At 63.7% G+C, this 19105-nt stretch carries 16 protein-coding genes; 9 read left to right on the plus strand and 7 right to left on the minus strand.

What is annotated here, in order from left to right:
• Nucleotides 1-187: 187 nt before the first annotated feature.
• Complete coding sequence (gene mprF, locus IAE36_RS08970) at nt 188-2830, plus strand: bifunctional lysylphosphatidylglycerol flippase/synthetase MprF (RefSeq protein ID WP_201211925.1); 2643 nt, start codon at nt 188-190, stop codon at nt 2828-2830.
• Nucleotides 2830-4122: a virulence factor family protein gene (locus tag IAE36_RS08975; protein WP_028634587.1), complete on the plus strand. Its 1293-nt coding sequence runs from the start codon at nt 2830-2832 to the stop codon at nt 4120-4122. Before mprF ends, IAE36_RS08975 begins: the two co-directional genes overlap by 1 nt.
• A 289-nt stretch (nt 4123-4411) precedes the next feature.
• Here the strand turns inward: IAE36_RS08975 and IAE36_RS08980 are convergent, their stop codons facing one another.
• Nucleotides 4412-6322, minus strand: coding sequence for a potassium transporter Kup (locus IAE36_RS08980; RefSeq protein ID WP_201211947.1), 1911 nt, complete (start codon nt 6320-6322; stop codon nt 4412-4414).
• A gap of 234 nt (nt 6323-6556) precedes the next feature.
• On the opposite strand from IAE36_RS08980, the gene rimO reads away from it, so the two are divergent.
• The 5 genes from rimO (at nt 6557) to tsaA (ending at nt 10340) form a co-directional block, all read left to right on the plus strand.
• Nucleotides 6557-7888, plus strand: coding sequence for a 30S ribosomal protein S12 methylthiotransferase RimO (gene rimO / locus IAE36_RS08985; protein WP_028634585.1), 1332 nt, complete (start codon nt 6557-6559; stop codon nt 7886-7888).
• A gap of 2 nt (nt 7889-7890) precedes the next feature.
• The gene (locus IAE36_RS08990; protein ID WP_028634584.1) at nt 7891-8346 is read left to right on the plus strand and encodes a GNAT family N-acetyltransferase; all 456 of its coding nucleotides are present in this window, start codon (nt 7891-7893) and stop codon (nt 8344-8346) included.
• 75 nt (nt 8347-8421) lie between these two features.
• Nucleotides 8422-9132 (plus strand): rRNA pseudouridine synthase, encoded by a 711-nt coding sequence (locus IAE36_RS08995; RefSeq protein WP_028634583.1) that lies wholly within the window; start codon nt 8422-8424, stop codon nt 9130-9132.
• 47 nt (nt 9133-9179) lie between these two features.
• Nucleotides 9180-9641, plus strand: a complete 462-nt coding sequence (locus IAE36_RS09000) for a DUF1456 family protein (RefSeq protein ID WP_028634582.1) — start codon at nt 9180-9182, stop codon at nt 9639-9641.
• Between the two features lie 6 nt (nt 9642-9647).
• Entirely contained in the window at nt 9648-10340 is a 693-nt protein-coding gene (gene tsaA, locus IAE36_RS09005) for a tRNA (N6-threonylcarbamoyladenosine(37)-N6)-methyltransferase TrmO (protein ID WP_201211948.1), read from the plus strand.
• Between the two features lie 93 nt (nt 10341-10433).
• Here the strand turns inward: tsaA and IAE36_RS09010 are convergent, their stop codons facing one another.
• The 4 genes from IAE36_RS09010 to IAE36_RS09025 all read right to left on the minus strand — a co-directional run bounded on the left by IAE36_RS09010 (nt 10434) and on the right by IAE36_RS09025 (nt 14769).
• On the minus strand, nt 10434-11756 hold the full coding sequence (locus IAE36_RS09010) for a dicarboxylate/amino acid:cation symporter (RefSeq protein WP_028634580.1): 1323 nt from the start codon (nt 11754-11756) through the stop codon (nt 10434-10436).
• Between the two features lie 300 nt (nt 11757-12056).
• Nucleotides 12057-13403, minus strand: a complete 1347-nt coding sequence (locus IAE36_RS09015) for an ATP-binding protein (protein WP_028634579.1) — start codon at nt 13401-13403, stop codon at nt 12057-12059.
• Nucleotides 13400-14077: a response regulator gene (locus IAE36_RS09020; protein ID WP_028634578.1), complete on the minus strand. Its 678-nt coding sequence runs from the start codon at nt 14075-14077 to the stop codon at nt 13400-13402. Before IAE36_RS09020 ends, IAE36_RS09015 begins: the two co-directional genes overlap by 4 nt.
• 86 nt (nt 14078-14163) lie before the next feature.
• Nucleotides 14164-14769, minus strand: coding sequence for an outer membrane beta-barrel protein (locus IAE36_RS09025; RefSeq protein WP_201164977.1), 606 nt, complete (start codon nt 14767-14769; stop codon nt 14164-14166).
• A 129-nt stretch (nt 14770-14898) separates the two neighbouring features.
• On the opposite strand from IAE36_RS09025, the gene IAE36_RS09030 reads away from it, so the two are divergent.
• Together IAE36_RS09030 and IAE36_RS09035 are read left to right on the plus strand one after the other, a co-directional pair.
• Nucleotides 14899-15690, plus strand: a complete 792-nt coding sequence (locus tag IAE36_RS09030) for a dienelactone hydrolase family protein (protein WP_201211927.1) — start codon at nt 14899-14901, stop codon at nt 15688-15690.
• Nucleotides 15691-15733: 43 nt separating this feature from the next.
• Entirely contained in the window at nt 15734-16435 is a 702-nt protein-coding gene (locus IAE36_RS09035; RefSeq protein ID WP_201211929.1) for a 4'-phosphopantetheinyl transferase family protein, read from the plus strand.
• Between the two features lie 3 nt (nt 16436-16438).
• Here IAE36_RS09035 and IAE36_RS09040 read toward each other — a convergent pair whose 3' ends face one another.
• A complete protein-coding gene (locus IAE36_RS09040; protein WP_201211931.1) occupies nt 16439-18046 on the minus strand; it encodes an ATP-binding protein in 1608 nt (535 codons plus the stop codon).
• Complete coding sequence (locus tag IAE36_RS09045; RefSeq protein WP_060482112.1) at nt 18043-18735, minus strand: response regulator; 693 nt, start codon at nt 18733-18735, stop codon at nt 18043-18045. The genes IAE36_RS09040 and IAE36_RS09045 overlap by 4 nt, the downstream gene beginning before the upstream one ends.
• Between the last annotated feature and the right edge of the window lie 370 nt (nt 18736-19105).

Consider the following 19105-nt stretch of genomic DNA (forward strand, 5'->3'; position numbering starts at 1 on the left):
GCCCGCCTTGTTTTGCTGCGGCCTGCCCAACCACAGGCTTGGCCCGCCGCCCTGAGAATGAACTATCTTTAACGCTGCCTGGCTGTTAAGCGCCTTGGGCAGGAGTAATATTGGATACGTTTTCCCAAAGGGACTTTCACTTGGCCGCACCTCTTCTTCACCTCGCGCCTGATGCACGAGGTAACCCATGACTTCGCACAACCCCGAACCCGCAGGGCCACTGGCAACCGCACTGCCAACTGCAGCGCAGCGCCTGCCTTTGCTCGAACGCATCAGCCGTTACCGCCAGCCCATTGGCCTGGCGGTTACCCTGCTGTTGTTCACCATGGCGCTGATCGCCTGCCGCCACCTGTTGAGCGAGCTGGACATCTATGCCCTGCACGACGCCATGCTCAGTGTACCGGTGCACGCGTTACTGGGGGCCTTGCTGGCGACCGTGGTCGGCTTTGTGATCCTGCTGGGTTACGAGTGGTCGGCCAGCCGTTACGCCGGGGTGAAATTGCCGGCAAGCAGCCTGGTGCTGGGCGGCTTCAGCGCCTTCGCGATTGGTAATGCCATTGGCCTCTCGATGCTCTCGGGCGGTTCGGTGCGTTATCGCCTCTATGCCCGCCAGGGGCTCGGTGCGGGTGAAGTGGCGCGCATGACGGTATTCGCCAGCCTTTCACTGGGCTGCGCACTGCCACCGCTGGCAGCCCTGGCCACCTTGAGCAACCTGCCAGCGGCCTCCACTGCCCTGCGTTTGTCGCCCACCCTGCTGGCGGGTGTCGCCATCGCGGTGCTGGTGGCCAGCGCACTGCTGGTGGCCGGCTTGTACCGCAGGCGCCTGGCGGAGCAACCACTGGCAGACAACTTGCTGGTGCAACTGGGCCGCCGCACCCTGCGCCTGCCGGGTGCCCGCCTGGCAGGCCTGCAGTTGCTGATCACTGCGCTGGATGTCGCCGCTGCGGCTACTGTGCTGTACCTGCTGCTGCCAGAGGCACCACCCTTCGGCGCGTTCGTCCTGGTCTACCTGCTAGCCCTGGCAGCCGGCGTGCTCAGCCACGTACCGGGAGGTGTCGGGGTATTCGAAGCGATCCTGCTGGCCGCCTTTGCCAACCAGCTGGGTGCCGCTCCGCTGGCCGCCGCCTTGCTGCTGTATCGGCTGATCTATGTGGTGCTGCCGTTGCTGGTGGCGTGCGTTCTGCTGCTGGCCAATGAAGCCAAGCGCCTGCTGTTCGCCCAGCAGGCAATGAAGGCTGCATCGGGTTTGGCTGCGCCGATCCTGGCGATCATGGTGTTCATCTCCGGCGTGGTGTTGCTGTTCTCCGGCGCTACACCCGAGATTGACTCGCGCCTTGAGCACATGGGTTTCCTGATCCCTCACCGGATGATCGACGCATCGCACTTTGGCGCCAGCCTGATTGGCGTACTGTGCCTGCTGCTGGCCCAGGGCCTGCGCCGGCGCCTGTCCGCTGCCTGGCTGCTGACCACGGTATTGCTGCTGGTGGGCTCGTTGCTGTCGCTGCTCAAGGGCTTCGACTGGGAAGAAGCGTCCCTGCTCACATTCACCGCCGCCCTGCTCGCCTTGTTCCGCCGCTCGTTCTACCGCCCAAGCCGCCTGCTGGAACTGCCGTTCTCGCCGGTGTATCTGGTCGCCAGTGCCTGCGCGGTCGGTGCTTCGGTATGGCTGCTGCTGTTCGCTTACCAGGACGTGCCATACAGCCACCAACTGTGGTGGCAGTTCACGTTGGACGCCGATGCCCCACGCGGCCTGCGTGCGGCCATGGGCAGTGCCTTGCTGCTGGCGGCGTTGGCGCTGACCTGGCTGCTGCGTACGGCGCCACCGGTCATTCATCAGCCCGATGAAGCGGAGCTGCAGCGCGCCAACCGCATACTGCTGGCGTCGGACCAACCCGACGGGGGCCTGGCCCTGACCGGCGACAAGGCCCTGCTGTTCCACCCCCGCGACAACGCGTTTCTGATGTACGCACGCCGTGGTCGCAGCCTGGTGGCGCTGTACGACCCCATTGGCCCTGCCCAGGAACGTGCCGAAATGATCTGGCAGTTCCGTGACCTGTGCGACCTGCACCACGCCCGGCCGGTGTTCTACCAGGTGCGCGCCGAAAACCTGCCGTTCTACATGGACATCGGCCTGACCGCGTTGAAGCTGGGCGAGGAAGCCCGGGTCGACCTGCGCCGCTTTGATCTGGAAGCCAAAGGCAAGGAGATGAAGGACCTGCGCTACACCTGGAACCGTGGCGGTCGCGATGGCCTGACCCTGGAAATTCACGAGCACGGCCAAGCCCCGCTGGCCGAGCTGAAAGAGATTTCGGATGCCTGGCTGACCGGCAAGAACGTGCGCGAGAAAGGGTTTTCGCTGGGGCGCTTCAGCCCGGAATACCTGCAGCACTTCCGCATCGCCCTGATTCGCTTCCAGGGCCGGCCGGTGGCGTTTGCCAACCTGCTGGAAACCCACAGCAACGAACTGGCAAGCCTGGACCTGATGCGCGCTCACCCAGAGGCGCCGAAGCTGACCATGGAATTCATGATGATCGGCCTGATCCTGCATTACAAAAGCCATGACTACGGCCGCTTCAGCCTTGGCATGGTGCCGCTTTCCGGCCTGCAGCCGCGCCGTGGCGCACCCCTTACCCAGCGCCTGGGTTCGATGGTGTTCCGCCGTGGCGAGCAGCTTTACAACTTCCAGGGGCTGCGCCGTTTCAAGGACAAGTTCCAACCGGACTGGGAACCCCGTTACATGGCTGTGCCAGCCGGGCTCGACCCGCTGGTGGCACTGGCCGACACTGCTGCCCTGATTGCCGGCGGCTTGACTGGATTGGTGAAACGCTGATGACCCGACGCTTTTGGCTGTACCTGCTGGTTCCCTTGCTGCTGGCCGCCCTTGGCGGCGGGTTGGCGTTCTGGCTATGGACGCGGCCGGCACCTGAAGCCCGCCTTGAACAACTGACCATTGATGGCACCAGCATCACCCGTGTTACCCCCGGGGTGCGCGCCACCGCCAGGGTCGCCATCGGTGTGCCTGAAGACCAGGCCCTGACCCACAAGCAACTGCTGGACCTGGCCCAGGCCGCAGACGCGCAACTGGTGCAGGTGACCTTGCCCGCCGCCGATTGCAGCAAGCAGCAGCAAGCGATGGACCAGGCGCTGGCCCAGTTGCCGCAGCCACCTACGTTGGTGGCAGGTATCGGGCCAGGTGCCGCACAGGCCTGGCGCTGGCTGGCGAGCCAAGGCAACGACAAGGCCCGGGCTATTTCCGTTGGTTTCACGCTGGAGCAACCCGGGTGCCAGGCCCCGCTGCCTAAATCCGCCCCCCACGGCCACTGGAACGTGGCCTGGAACGACAACCCCGATGATGCCAGCGCCGCCTTCGTCCGCGACCAGGCCAACGCCGAAACCAGCATCAGCGACTACGACATTCATTTGCCACAAGTGCTCAAGGCGCAGCTGACCCAGGCGCTGGTTGGCCAGGACGGCAATGCCCTGGCCATACCGGTGGTCGAAGTACCTGCCGGGCAGACGACCGACACCGTGACCCTGTTCCTTTCCGGTGACGGCGGCTGGCGCGACCTTGACCGTGATGTGGCCGGGGAAATGGCCAAGCTGGGTTACCCGGTGGTGGGCATCGACACCCTGCGCTACTACTGGCAGCACAAGACGCCGGAACAGAGCGCAGCCGACCTGTCCGAGCTGATGCATCACTACCGCCAGAAGTGGGGCACCAAGCGCTTCGTGCTGACCGGTTATTCATTTGGTGCAGACGTACTGCCGGCCATCTATAACCGCCTGCCGGCCGAGGACCAGCAACGCGTCGATGCCGTTGTGCTGCTGGCCTTCGCTCGCAGTGGCAGCTTTGAGATCGAAGTTGAAGGCTGGCTGGGCAAGGAAGGCCAGGAAGCACCTACAGGCCCGGAAATGGCAAAACTGCCAGCGGCCAAGGTGGTGTGCGTGTACGGGGTGGAAGAAACCGATGAAAGCGGTTGTACCGACAAGACGGCCGTGGGCGAGCGTTTGAAGCTGCCGGGCGGCCATCACTTTGACGAAAACTACCCGGCACTGGCCAAGCGCCTGATCGACGAGATCGAGACGCGCCAAGGCAAGTCGAGTGTGGCGGAGCAGAACTGACGGGGGCGAGCGCCGCCTGCGGCGCATCGCCATGCTCATAGAGCCGCAAGTATCCAGTTGACCTGGCAGGCACCTGTGGGAGCGGGTTCACCCGCGAAGCAGGCAGCGCGGTGCATGGCACCGGCTTCGCCGGTGTTCGCGGGTAAACCCGCTCCCACAGTGATTGCGCCAGCTTTGAGATCTTGTGGAAGACAGTTGCTCCCACAGGACTGGACTGCGCAACACCGCAACCTAGAGGGCTGGTTCATCTGCTGTGGCAAGGGGCATTCTGCACCCCCTGCCTGGTCACTCAGATCTCTACCTGCGTTCCTAACTCGATCACCCGGTTAAGCGGCAGGTTGAAGAACCTGAGGTTGCCGTTGGCGTTCTTCAGCAGGAACGCGAACAGGTTGCCACGCCAGCGCGACATGCCCTCCAGCCTGGAGGCGATGACTGTCTCGCGGCTTAGGAAATACGTGGTGCGCATGGGCGTGAAGTCCAGGTCGTCCAGGTGGCACAGTTTCAACGCTGCCGGCACGTCAGGCTCGTCCATGAAGCCAAAGTGCAGCACCACCCTGAAGAAACCGTCGCCGTAAGCCTCCACTTCGAAACGCTCCTGCTCCGGCACCCGTGGCCGGTCCTCGCTGAGTACGGTCAGCAGCACCACCTGGCTGTGCAGCACCTGGTTGTGCAGCATGTTGTGCAACAGCGCATGAGGCACCGCGTCGGACCGGGCCGTGAGGAACACCGCAGTACCCTCTACCCGGTGTGGCGGTTGGATGCGGATGCTGCTGATGAACAGCGGCAGCGGCAGCGCGCCTTCGTCTATGCGCTCCACCAGGATCTGCTTGCCGCGCTTCCAGGTACTCATCAGCAGGAACAGCACGCCACCGGCCAATACCGGGAAGGCGCCGCCCTGTACGATCTTCGGCACGTTGGCAGCAAAGAACAGCCCGTCGACCATCAGGAACCCCACCAGGATCGGCACGGCCAGCATTGGCGGCCACTTCCACAGCAACAGCATCACCGCAGACACCAGGATGGTGGTCATCAGCATGGTCCCGGTCACAGCCACCCCGTAAGCCGCCGCCAGTGCCCCTGATGACTCGAAGCCGATCACCAGCAGCACCACCCCTACCATCAACGTCCAGTTGACGGCGGCAATGTAGATCTGCCCCTGCTCGTCACTGGAGGTGTGCTGAATGTGCATGCGCGGGATGTAACCCAGCTGGATGGCCTGGCGGGTGAGGGAGAACGCCCCCGAGATCACCGCCTGGGAGGCGATGACGGTGGCCAGCGTCGACAGGCCGACCAGCGGCAGCAGGGCCCAGCCCGGCGCCAGCAGGTAGAACGGGTTACGCGCTGCCTCCGGGTTCTGCAGCAGCATCGCACCCTGGCCGAAATAATTGAGCACCAGCGCAGGCAGCACCAAGGCGAACCAGGCCCGGGCGATGGGCTTGCGACCGAAGTGGCCCATGTCGGCATACAGCGCCTCGGCACCGGTCAGGGCCAGCACCACCGCCCCCAGAATGGCCACGCCCATGCCTGGGTGGACGACGAAGAAGTTCACCGCCCAGCCCGGGTTGAAGGCCTTGAGCACTTCGGGTGTTTGCAGAATGCCGTGCACGCCAAGGGCTGCCAGCACCAGGAACCAGGTGACCATGACCGGGCCGAAGAGCTTGCCGATTTTCTCGGTACCGTGTTTTTGCACCAGAAACAGCGCCACCAGTACCACCAGCGAAATGGGCACCACCCAGTGGTCGATGCCATCGAACGCCAGGCCCATGCCCTCTACCGCAGACAGCACCGACACGGCCGGGGTGATCATGCTGTCGCCGTAGAACAGCGACGCGCCGATCAGCCCGCATATCACCATCAGCGTGCGCAACCGTGGGTAGGCCGCCGTGGCCCGCCGCGCCAGTGCAGTCAGCGCCATGGTGCCGCCCTCGCCCTGGTTGTCTGCGCGCAGGATGAACATCACGTACTTGAACGACACCACCCATAACAGCGACCAGAGGATCAACGACAGGATCCCCAACACACCTTCATGGTTGACCGGCACCCCATAGCCGCCGGTAAAGACTTCCTTGAGGGTATACAACGGGCTGGTGCCGATATCGCCATAAACCACCCCGACCGCCGCCACCAGCAGGCCCAGCGACCGTGTCGCGCCCTGCTTACCTGCGTGCCCGCCCTCGGCGTGACTGCTTGCCTGAACCATCGACCACTCCCGCAGACGGCCTTCAAGGCCCTTGTTGTTCACTTCCACGCAGGCCACACGCAGCGGCCTGACGCAACGGCGCGAAGCATAGCGCAGCGTTCGTCGTATTTCTGCTGGTCAAGCGACCTTGTGCTCGCTAGAATTGCGCACTTTTTGATCAGAGGCGCCGAAAGCGCCCGTCAAGCTCGCCCCCGATTCCGGCCGGGCGACCTGCATTCAATACCGAGGTTAGTCATGTCCACCACGCCCGCCACCCCCAAGGTAGGTTTCGTAAGCCTGGGTTGCCCCAAAGCCCTGGTCGATTCCGAGCGCATCCTGACGCAGCTGCGCATGGAAGGCTACGAAGTCGTGCCCACTTATGAAGATGCCGACGTGGTGGTGGTCAACACCTGCGGCTTCATCGACAGCGCCAAGGCCGAGTCGCTGGAAGTGATTGGCGAAGCGATCAAGGAAAACGGCAAGGTCATCGTCACCGGCTGCATGGGTGTCGAGGAAGGCAGTATCCGTGACGTGCACCCCAGCGTGCTATCGGTGACCGGCCCGCAGCAGTACGAGCAGGTAGTCAATGCCGTGCACGAAGTGGTACCGCCGCGCCAGGATCACAACCCGCTGATCGACCTGGTGCCGCCACAGGGCGTGAAGCTCACCCCGCGCCATTACGCTTACCTCAAGATTTCCGAGGGCTGCAACCACAGCTGCAGCTTCTGCATCATCCCGTCCATGCGCGGCAAGCTGGTCAGCCGCCCGGTGGGTGAGGTGCTGAGCGAGGCCGAGCGGCTGGTAAAGGCCGGTGTGAAGGAGATCCTGGTGATTTCCCAGGACACCAGCGCCTACGGCGTAGACGTCAAGTACAAGACCGACTTCTGGAACGGCCGCCCGGTCAAGACCCGCATGCTCGAACTGTGCGAGGCACTGAGCAGCCTGGGTGCCTGGGTTCGCCTGCATTACGTGTACCCGTACCCGAACGTTGACGATGTGATCCCGCTGATGGCGGCCGGCAAGATCCTGCCGTACCTGGACATCCCGTTCCAGCATGCCAGCCCCAAGGTGCTCAAGGCGATGAAGCGCCCGGCCTTCGAGGACCGCACCCTCGCCCGGATCAAGCAATGGCGCGAGCAGTGCCCGGAGCTGGTAATCCGTTCCACCTTCATCGTCGGTTTCCCGGGCGAAACCGAAGAAGACTTCCAGTACCTGCTGGATTGGTTGACCGAAGCCCAGCTCGACCGCGTGGGCTGCTTCCAGTATTCGCCGGTGGAAGGCGCGCCTGCCAACGACCTGGGCCTTGCCGAGGTGCCGGATGACATCAAGCAGGACCGTTGGGACCGCTTCATGGCTCACCAGCAAGCCATCAGTACCGCCCGCCTGCAACTGCGTATCGGCAAGGAAATCGACGTGCTGATCGATGAAGTGGAAGAGCAGGGTTCGGTTGGCCGCAGCTTCTTCGATGCACCTGAAATCGACGGCAGCGTGTTCATCGATGGCGACCATGGCTTCAAGCCGGGCGACAAGGTGCGCTGCCGGGTGGTAGATGCCGACGAGTACGACATGTGGGCCGAGCCGATCTGACCATGAGCCAGCTCCCAACCCTCGAGACGCCACATCTCAGCGATTACCCGGAGCTGGTGCAGGTTTGGGAAGATGCGGTGCGCGCAACTCACGACTTCCTGCCCGAGGGCTACATCCTGCTGCTGCGCGACAAGATCTTGCGCCAGTACCTGGACGCCGTGATGCTGGTGTGCTGCCGGGCGCCAAACGGCAGTATCCAGGGTTTTATCGGGGTGGCCCAAGGCCGCGTGGACATGCTGTTCGTGGCCCCTGCCTGGCATGGTCACGGGGTGGGCAAGCGGTTGCTGCGTCACGCCGTCAGCGTGCTGAATGCCCAGACGCTGGACGTCAACGAGCAGAACCCCAAGGCTTTGGGCTTCTACCTGCACGAAGGGTTCGAAGTGACCGGCCGCTCGCCAACCGATGGCCTGGGCCAGCCCTACCCGTTGCTGCATATGCGTTTGCGCAAAACGGTGTGATTGCCACAGATTCCCGCCCCTCAACCGCGCGGGAAGGTACAATGCAGGCTCTTTTTGCCTTTGCGAACCGCCGTCATGTCCGAACCCACCCGCCTGTCCAAACGCCTTGTCGAGCAGCTTGGCTGTTCTCGTCGCGAGGCCGAGCTGTATATAGAGGGGGGCTGGGTGACGGTCGACGGTGTGGTGGTCGAGCAACCGCAGTTCAAGGTTGAACAGCAAAGCGTCGCCCTCCTGCCTGGCGCCCGCGCCGAAACACTGGAGCCGGTTACCCTGCTGCTGAACCAGCCTGCCGGCCAGGATACCGAGAGCGCCCGCGCAAGCATGGGCATGGGCAGCCTGAGCGAGGCCCACCGTGAAGGCGTGCGCGCCCTGCACGGCCACTTTGCCCGCCAGGCCTGTGTAGCGCCGCTTGAACCCGGTGCCAGCGGCTTGCAGGTGTTCACTCAGGATTGGCGGGTGACCCGCAAGATCAATGCCGACCTGCGCCGTCTGGAGCAGGAATTCGTCGTCCAGGTGCGCGGCGAAGCCAGCCCGCAGGCATTGGAACGCCTGGCGCGGGGCGTCATGCGTAATGACCGTGAATTGCCCAAGGCCAAGGCCAGCTGGCAGAACGAAACCCATCTGCGCCTGGTGCTGAAAAACCCTCAACCTGGGCAAATCTCCGAGCTGTGCGCCTATCTGCGCCTTGAGCTGCTGGGCATGCGCCGCATCCGCCTGGGGGGTGTGTCCATGGGCAAGCTGCCGCTTGGCCAATGGCGCTACGTGGCGGCAACCGAACGCTTCTAAGCAACACGCCGCGCTGGTGCGCGGCACCTGAACAGGATTCTGCAGCAATGAACCACAACGACGTCCTGCGCAGCCTGCGCTACATGCTCAAGGTGAACGACGCCAAGATGGCCGAAATCGTCGGGCTATCCGGCCTCGACGTGCATCCCCTGGTGCTGGCGACCTACGTGAAAAAAGAGGAAGAAGAAGGCTTCGTGCGTTGCCCTGAACGGGTAATGGCGCACTTTCTCGACGGCCTGGTCATCTACCGCCGCGGTAAGGATGACAGCCGGCCAGCGCAGCCGATCGAGCTGCCGGTTACCAACAACCTCATCCTCAAGAAACTGCGAGTAGCCTTCGAGCTGAAGGAAGACGACCTGCACGCGATCCTCAAGTCAGTAGACTTCCCCGTCAGCAAACCCGAGCTGAGCGCGCTGTTCCGCAAGGTTGGCCACGAGAACTACCGTGCCTGCGGCGACCAGCTGCTGCGCAACTTCCTCAAGGGCCTTACCCAGCGCGTGCGCGGCTGAATGACCATGCAGCATACGGTAAGCCCGGTCGGCATCGTGCGCTCCTGCTTCAAGGAAAAGTTCGCCATACCGCGCCAGCCGCAGTTGGCACCGGCTGCACGGGGGGTGCTGGAGCTGCTGCCGCCGTTCGATCAGGGTGAGGCTGTAGACGGCCTGGAACAGGTCAGCCACGTCTGGTTGCTGTTTCTGTTCCACCAGGCCCTTGAAGAAAAGCCGCGGCTGAAAGTGCGGCCCCCGCGCCTGGGCGGCAACACGAGCATGGGGGTGTTTGCCACCCGTGCCACCCACCGGCCCAACGGTATCGGCCAGTCGGTGGTCCGCCTCGAGGGTGTCGAGCCGGGGCGTTTGCTGCTTTCGGGCATCGACCTGCTCGATGGTACCCCGGTGCTGGACATAAAACCCTATGTGCCCTACGCCGACACCATTGCCGATGCCCGCAACCAGATGGCCAGCCAGCCACCTGTAGCGATAGCCGTGCAGTGGGGCGACGCTGCCCTGGCGCAGGCTCGCGAGCATACCCTGCGCCTGGGGCAACCCGTGGTAGACCTCATTGAGCAATGCCTGGCCCAAGACCCACGGCCTGCCTACCAGGTGCCAACGCCGGAGCGGGTATACGGGGTGAAGTTCTGGGACGTGCAGGTGCGCTGGCATTACCCGCAAGCGCAGGTTATTCGGGTGCTGGAGGTGGTGCCGGCCTGATTCGGGCCAACCTGCAAGCGCACACCGAGGGTAAATAAGCAGGCATGAAAAAGGCGACCTCACGGTCGCCTTTTTCGTTTCGCTATCCCGAGATCAGCGAGCAGGGCCTTCAGCGACACCCAGGTCGTCGGTAGGACGGGTATCGATCAGCGGGCCGCCGCCGGAGGCCAGCTCCGAAGCCAGCTTGTCGTTGTCCATTTCCTTGACCCACTTGGCAACCACCACGGTGGCCACGGCGTTGCCGACCAGGTTGGTCAGTGCACGCGCTTCGGACATGAAGCGGTCGATGCCGAGGATCAGGGCCAGGCCGGCAACCGGCAGGTGGCCAACAGCGGACAGCGTAGCCGCCAGCACGATGAAGCCCGAACCGGTCACGCCAGCAGCACCCTTGGACGCGACCAGCAGCACCAGCAGCAGGGTGATCTGGTGGGTGATGTCCATCGGGGTGTCGGTGGCCTGGGCAATGAACACGGCCGCCATGGTCAGGTAGATCGAGGTGCCGTCCAGGTTGAACGAGTAGCCGGTAGGGATCACCAGGCCAACCACCGATTTCTTCGCACCCAGGCGCTCCATCTTGGCCAGCATGCGCGGCAGGGCCGATTCCGACGAGGAAGTACCCAGCACGATCAGCAGTTCTTCACGGATGTAGCGGATCAGCTTGAGGACGCTGAAACCATGGGCGCGGCAGATGCCGCCCAGTACCACCAGCACGAACAGCAGGCAGGTGACGTAGAAGCACGCCATCAGGTAGCCCAGTTGCACCAGCGAACCCACGCCGTACTGGCCGATGGTGAACGCCATGGCGCCCATGGCGCCGATCGGGGCCAGCTTCATGATCATGTTGATGATGTTGAACATGACATGGGCGAAGCGGTCGATCATGTCCAGCAGCGGCTTGCCGTAGCTGCCCAGGCGGTGCAGGGCGAAGCCGAACAGCACCGAGAACATCAGCACCTGCAGGATATCGCCGTTGGCGAAGGCGCCGACCACGGTGTTGGGAATGACGTTGAGCAGGAAGCCGACGGTGGTCTGCTGCGCGCCGGCGGCGGCATAGGCGGCCACACTGCTGGCGTTCAGGGTGCTGACGTCGATGTGCATGCCAGCGCCTGGCTTGACCACGTTGACGACGACGAGGCCGATGAGCAGGGCGACGGTAGAGACGATTTCGAAATACAGCAGCGCGTAGCCGCCGGTCTTGCCGACCGACTTCATGCTCTGCATGCCGGCGATGCCGCTGACCACGGTGCAGAAGATGATCGGGGCGATGACCATCTTGATCAGTTTGACGAAGCCATCACCCAGCGGTTTGAGGGCGACGCCTGTTTCTGGGTAGAAGTGGCCGAGCAGAATGCCGATGGTGATGGCGACCAACACCTGGACATACAGGGATTTGTACAGCGGCTGACGTGTCGTCATGGCTAAATTTCCTCGAGTGCGCCGGTTCACCCTTCCCAGGGTGGTGCGGCACCTGAATCGCTAACCCTCCTGCACATGGAGGGATTTGTCGTTGTGTTCGAGCTGCCTTGGCAGGCCTCTGCCGATATCGATAGCAAAGGTGGTGCCAAAATGCCCACGATAGGTGCAATAGCAGTATTTACGGGCATTTCGTGCCCAACGACGGGGCGACACTGCAGAGGATATGGCGGGTTTCCGCCCGCTGGCGGAATTTGTACACCGGCGATGGCGGAAATCCGCCTTGCGCCGGGTGGTAAAGCCCTATTCCAAATTGAAGGTGATTCTGAAGGCGGCGCCGCCCAGTACCGAATCACCCAGACTGAGCCGGGCGTCGTAGCTGTCGACGATGTCCTTGACCACTGCCAGGCCAATGCCCTGCCCCGGGTGCTGGCTGTCCAGCCGCTCCCCGCGCTCCAGAATGCGCTGGCGCTGATCGGCAGGCACACCGGGCCCGTCATCTTCGATGCACAGCGTAAGCTGGCCTGGCACCTTGGCCCAACTGACGTTCACCTGGCCCAGGCTGAGGCGATACGCGTTCTCCAGCAGGTTGCCCAGCAGTTCCAGCAGGGCCCCTTGCTCCATCGGCACACAGGCCTGTTCCGGCACGTCCAGCGTCACGTCCACGTTTTTGTCCCGGTAGACTTTGGCCAAGGTGCTGCACAGGCTGTCGAGCAGTGGCCGCAACACTACGCTGTGCCGCACCAGGCCACTTTTGCGCAGGCTGGCACGTTGCAACTGGTAGTCGATCTGCTGGCTCATGCGCTCGATCTGGCTCTGCAGGATGCGCGACTGCTCACGCTCGCCGCTGCGCTGCTGCAAGCTCTCGCCTACCCCTTGCAACACCGCAAGGGGTGTTTTCAGGCTATGAGCCAGGTCGTCCAGCGAGTGCCTGTAGCGTTGGCGCTGTTCACGCTCGCTGCGCAGCAGACGGTTCAATGAGCCGGTGAGGCGCAGCAGCTCCCTGGGGTGATCGCCGCTGAGGCCTTCCCGCGCGCCAGACTCCAGGTCGTCCAGTTCGTGGCTGAGGCGCCGCAACGAGCGCAGGCCCCAGGTCAGGCCGGCCCATAGCAGCACCAGCAGCGCCAGCAGGGCAGCGCCGAAACCGAGGTAGAGTTTTTCCCGCAGGCCATCAAGGGTGTGTTGATACTCACGCACCGGCTGCAGGGCAACGATGCTGTAGGCCGCGCTCTGGCCGCCCAGCAGTTTGACCTCGACGTCGTAGACAAAGAATTCCTCGCCAGAGGCCTGGCGGATACGGGCGAACTCGTTACCACGGCCATCGTAGCGGGGGGTGTAGTTGACGTTTTGCGCAGCCGTGGCGCGGGACTGCCAGACCAGCTTGCCCTGGCGGTCGAAGATATAACCCAGCAGCCCCGTGTACGGCAGGTTATAGCGTTCGTCGGGCAGCAGCTCTGGCATCTGCAGCTGGCCGTGCTCGATGCGGGCGGCAGAAATGAGGGTGGTGATGTCCGAGGCCAGGCGCTGTTCGATGGACTCCTCGAGCGCCAGGCTGAACGCCTTCTGCAAGGCCGGGAGCAGCGCCAGCATGAACAGCAGCGCCAGCAGTGTGGCGGCCAGCATCAGGCGTACCCGGAGGGAGCGGATCACCGGCAGCGCTCGGTGAACAGGTAGCCCAGCCCGCGTACGGTGTCGATGGGCTTGAAGCCCTGTTCGCCTTCGAGCTTGCGCCGCAGGCGGCCGATCAGCACTTCGATGACATTGGGGTCACGCTCCTCGTCACCTGGGTACAACTGCTCCATCAGGCGGTCCTTGGCCACCACTTGCTGGTGATGGCGCATGAGGTACTCGAGGATGCGGTATTCGTAGGCGGTCAACGCCAGCGGTTGCTCACCCAGGGCTGCCTGCTTGCGGTTGAGGTCCAACACCAGCGGCCCGGCAGCGATGGTCGACTGGGTGAACCCGCTGGAGCGGCGCAACAATGCATTCAGCCTGGCCTCCAGTTCCTCGAACTGGAACGGCTTGACCAGGTAGTCGTCGGCACCCGCGGCCAGGCCCTCCACCTTGTCCTGCCAATTGCCACGGGCGGTGAGGATGAGGATGGGGAAAACCTTGCCTTGGCCGCGCAAGCGCGAAATGAGCTCCAGCCCGCTGATACCGGGGAGCCCCAGGTCAATGATGGCTAGGTCAAAATGGTACTGCTCGGCCTGGTACAACGCCTCTTCGGCATTGGCAACCGCTTCGACCACGTGGCCGCTTTCGCCCAGGCGGGTGTTGAGGTGATGGCGAAGCAGCGCTTCGTCCTCGACCACCAGCAGTTTCATGTGCAGCTCCTTATGGCTTTGCCTGTACAGGCCCAATCGCTGAGGTGACAGCGATTGGGCCTGTACAGGATAACGCGGCTTGGGTCTCAGAACTTGTAGGAAGCCGCCAGATACGTTTGTGCGCTGCTGGTCAGGCGCAGCACACCGGACTTGGGTGCACCGTGGGCGCTGTACTCGGTGGATGCATTGCTGCGCAGGTAGCGGTAGCCCAGCTCGACCGAAGCCTTGTCGGTCAGCTCCTGGATCACGCCCGCCTGCAGGCCGTAGGCATAACCGTAGTCGCTGTCACGGCTGGCACCTGGCGAATTCTGGGTCAGCTTGGTGATGCCCACGCTGCCACCGCCAAACAGCTTGGTGGTATCGCCGATTGGCAGGAAGGCATCGTAACTGCCCAGCAGGTTCTGCTGGCGCAGCTTGAAGCCGCTGTGGTCACCGGAAACGGTGTCGTAGGTCATGTAGTAGCGGCCTTGGTCGTTGATCTGGCCCAAACGCACACCCCAGGTATCGTCCTTGCCGATGATGCCGTCGGCATTGAGGTTGTCGGTGTTGCGTTGCAGCAGGCCCGATTTGCGAACTTTGTCGCTGGTCTGGCCGTAGGTCAGGCTGGCGAAGGTGTCATCAGCGGCCTGGGCGCTGGTCATGCCAGCGGCGCAGACGGCCATGGCGGCAAGCAGGGAATTGAAGGTTTTCATGGCAAGTAGCTCCTGTTTGAGTGCGCTGCTTTGGTGTGGAAGCTAGAGTAAGCAAGGCACACTGAACCGCGACTGAACCCACGCTGAACCCTGGCTGAACGAACCGAATGCGAACAAGGAGTACTCCCCATGCGTGCCCTGCTGGCCCTGACCCTGATGTGCAGCGCCGCCCTCGCCCAAGCGGCGGTCCAAACCCGCGAAATCCCCTACCAGGATGCCAATGGCGATCGGCTGGTCGGCTACTACGCCTATGATGACGCCGTCACTGGCAAGCGCCCCGGCATTGTCGTGGTGCACGAGTGGTGGGGGCTGAACGACTACGCCAAGCGCCGTGCCCGCGACCTGGCAGCGCTGGGCTACAACGCGCTGGCCATCGACATGTATGGCGATGGCAAACACACCGAACACCCTCAGGACGCCCAGGCCTTCATGGCTGAAGCCATGAAGGACCCTGCCGCAGCCGCAGGGCGTTTCGATGCCGGCCTCGACCTGCTCAAGATGCAGCCCAACACCAACAAACACGAACTGGGCGCCGTTGGTTACTGCTTCGGCGGCAAGGTAGTACTGGACGCCGCACGCCGCGGCGAGAAGCTTGACGGCGTGGTGAGCTTCCATGGTGCGCTGGTCACCGACACACCGGCCAAGCCAGGCGTGGTGCGGGCCGCGATCCTGGTGGAGCACGGTGGCGCGGACAGCATGGTCACCCCGCAGCAGGTAGACGCGTTCAAGGCCGAAATGGACGCGGCGAAGGTGGACTACAGGTTCGTCACCCTTGAAGGCGCCAAGCACGGGTTCACCAACCCGGACGCAGACAGGCTGAGCCATGGCGGGCATGGTGGCCCGGACATCGGCTATAACAAGGAAGCGGACGAGCACTCGTGGGCCGACATGCAGGCGTTCTTCAAGAAGGTACTCAAATAGCTACGGCCTCCCATGGCATCTGCGCAGCTGGCACAATAGGCCCATGAACACATTGCCTGCCTGTTGCGCCCCGCTTCAACACCACTGGCCCCTGCCCCGCCCGCTACCCGGGGCGGTCCTGGTCAGTTGCGCGTTCGACCCCGCCCGCCTGGGCCCCGACGACTTCAATCGCGCGGGTGTGGTCCCCAGTGCCAGCCTGCAACGCTCGGTTGCCAAGCGCCAGGCGGAGTACCTGGCCGGCCGGGTGTGCGCGCGGGCCGCTCTGCAGCGCCTGGACGGCCGCGATCATGTGCCGGCAACGCACGAAGACCGTTCGCCTGTATGGCCTGCTGGCATTCGCGGCTCGATTACCCATGGCAAAGGCTGGGCAGCGGCCGTGGTAGCGGCCCAAGCCAATTGCCAGGGCCTGGGGCTGGATCAAGAGGCACTGCTGGACGACGAGCGCGCCGAACGGCTGATGGGCGAGATCCTGACCCCGATGGAGCTGGAGCGGCTAGACCGCAGCCAACTGGGCATGACGGTGACCCTGACCTTCTCCCTCAAGGAAAGCCTGTTCAAGACCCTCTACCCGCTGACCGGCCAGCGCTTCTATTTCGAGCACGCCGAGCTGCTGGACTGGTCCGCTGACGGTTTGGCCCGCCTGCGCCTGCTAGCCGACCTTTCACCCCAGTGGCGGCATGGCGCCGTGCTGCAGGGCCAGTTCTGCCTGCAGGCAGGCCACTTACTGAGCCTGGTCAGCGCCTGAGCACTACTGCAGTGCTTGCCGTGGCGGCCATGCCAAGCTGAAACAGGCCCCGCCAAGCCTGGCGCTGCGGCTTACCGTAGCGCGGCCTGTATGCCAGTGAATGATGCGCCGCACGATCGACAGGCCCAGGCCGTGCCCACCGGAAGCGCGGGTGCGGCTGTCATCGACCCGGGTAAAGGGTGTGAAGATGCGTTCCCAATAGCTTTCAGGCACGCCAGGGCCGTCATCTTCCACATTGATGCGGCATAGCTGAGGCCCAAGCTGGTAGCTCAGGCGCACTTCGCTTTCGGCATGGCGCAAGGCATTGCTGACCAGGTTTTGCACGGCCCGATGCAGGTAACGCGGCTCGGCCTCGACCCAGGCGCCATCAGCGGCGGTGCTGTCAAAGTCACCCCGCAGCACCCTGACACCGGGGCGCAGCGGCGCCAGCTCGTCGATTACCCGGGTGAGCAGCGCGTCCAGGTCCACTGGCTGAAACCGCAGGGCAGGTGCGCCCTGCTCCAGGCGGGCATACGTCAGCATTTCATCGACCAGTTCGTCGAGGTCCTGAATGTCGCCATCCATGCCGGCCAGGTGTTTGGCACGGGCCTGCTCGGTAGCGGCGGCTTCGACCATTTCCAGGCCAAAACGCAGGCGTGCCACGGGGGTGCGCAGTTCATGGGACACCGCCCGCACCAGTTCACGTTGCATGGTCAACGAACGCTGCAGGTGTTCGGCCATACCGTTGAACGCCTGGGCCAGGCGCCCTACCGAGTCGGCGTCCCCTGCGGGCACGCGCGTATCCAGGCTGCCGTGCGCGATGCGCGCTGCGGCGCTTTCCAGCCCGGAAACACGGCGTTCAAGCTGGCGCACCAGCAAGTACACGACAAGCCCGATCAGGCTCAGGCCCAGCAGTGCGATCAGCACCAGCAGTTGCGGCGGGTACGGGTTGAGCTGGTACAGCGGGCCAATTTCCAGCACCCAGGGCGAGCCTGCCAACCCGGCGAATACCCGAATCGAGTCACCGTCCCGGCCCAGCGCCATGACGGTGTCGCCCTCCTCCACGCGGCGTCGCTGGTCATCGTCCAGGCTCGCCCGCTCGATGCGCTGCAACGCAACGCCAAAGCCAAACCCCTTGTCCTGCTTGAGCTGCTCGAGACGCTGCTGTTGCTCCGTCACCGGGTAGCGCACCAGTTCGTCGGCCAGCAGGTACAGGGTGGCGCGTGCCAACTGCTCGCTGACCTGCTTCACCTGCGCCACCAGCAACAGGTCCTGCTGGCCCACCCTGCGCAATACCCTGGCCGCATGCGCGCCGGTTTTCTCCACCACCACCAGGCCGCGATACAAGCGCGCACGCTGTGCGCCGTCCAGGCTTACGGCCGCCATGGGTTGCACGGCCAGCGGCACCCCCATCAGGCGCTCCCACATCAGCAGCGAGCGCTTGCGTTCGGTGTCGTTCTGCTGGGCGAGGTTGTCGGCCATTAGGCTGAAGGTGCCCTGCGCCAGGCCCTCACGGTGCTGGGCGGCACGCACCTCGTTGACCAGATGCAGGCTGAGCACCCCAAGCAGCGCCACCAGCACCAGCACGGCCAGCATACCGCCATAGATACGCAGAAAAATCGAGTTGCTCATGGCGCCTCGCCGACGAACAGGTAGCCCTTGTTGCGCAGCGTCTTTATCAGCCGCGGCTGGAGGGGGTCATCGCCTATTCGCGGGCGGATTCTGGAAATGCGTATATCGATGGAACGGTCCTGGCCGTCATAGGCCACGCCGCGCAGCGCGGTGAAGATCTGCTCGCGTGTCAGCACCTTGCCGGCGTTGCTGGCCAACAGCCAGAGCAGGTCGAATTCGGCACCGGTCAGCTCGATCAACTGCTCGCCCAGCCGGGCTTCGCGCAGGCGGTTATCGATGTGCAGCGCACCGAAGGCCAAGGCGTGGCCCTGGGGCCGCTCGGTGCGGCGCAGCAGCGCCTGTATGCGCGCCAGCAGCAAACGCGGCCGCACCGGCTTGCACACATAGTCGTCGGCCCCAAGGTCCAGGCCCTGCACCTGATCGAGCTCATCGCTACGTGCCGTCAGCATCAGAATGGGGCCAGGGTATTGGCTGCGCACGCGCCGGCAGATACTCATGCCGTCTTCACCGGGCAGCATCAGGTCGAGCACGACCAAGTCGGGCTGGCTGTCGATGATGAGCCGTGCGGCCCGGCCACCATCCCCCTCGACGGTGACAGCATAGCCGTTGGCCTGCAGGTACTCGGCGGTCAGCTCGGCCAGCCGCGGGTCGTCTTCGACGATGAGGATACGTGCGCAGCGGTTGTCCATGGCAGGCGCCTTGTGAAGGGTGTTCGCCGGGTCATAGTACGGTTGGCGGGGTACGCCGCCAAGCCATGGCCGGCACGTTGGATAACGCAGCTTTTGTGACAAAGATCACGCCGGCGCAAATCTGCCCAATGGCAGTTCAGGGCTGAAAAGGACTCCAAACCAGTGGCCACAAGGCCTACAGCGAATACTCAGGATTCACTCACAAAGTACACACAACTTATCCACAGCAGCTCGCCTTGCAAACACCCCAATACCGCATTATCTTGTATCCCGAACGCAGCGAACCACTAGATATAGGGGTTCGTGCAAAATCACACCTAAAAGTCAACCCGCAAAATCAAGCGATTTTTCGGCTGAACTTCACGTGATT

It is taken from the genome of Pseudomonas sp. S36 (assembly GCF_016647875.1).
GTDB lineage: Bacteria > Pseudomonadota > Gammaproteobacteria > Pseudomonadales > Pseudomonadaceae > Aquipseudomonas > Aquipseudomonas parafulva.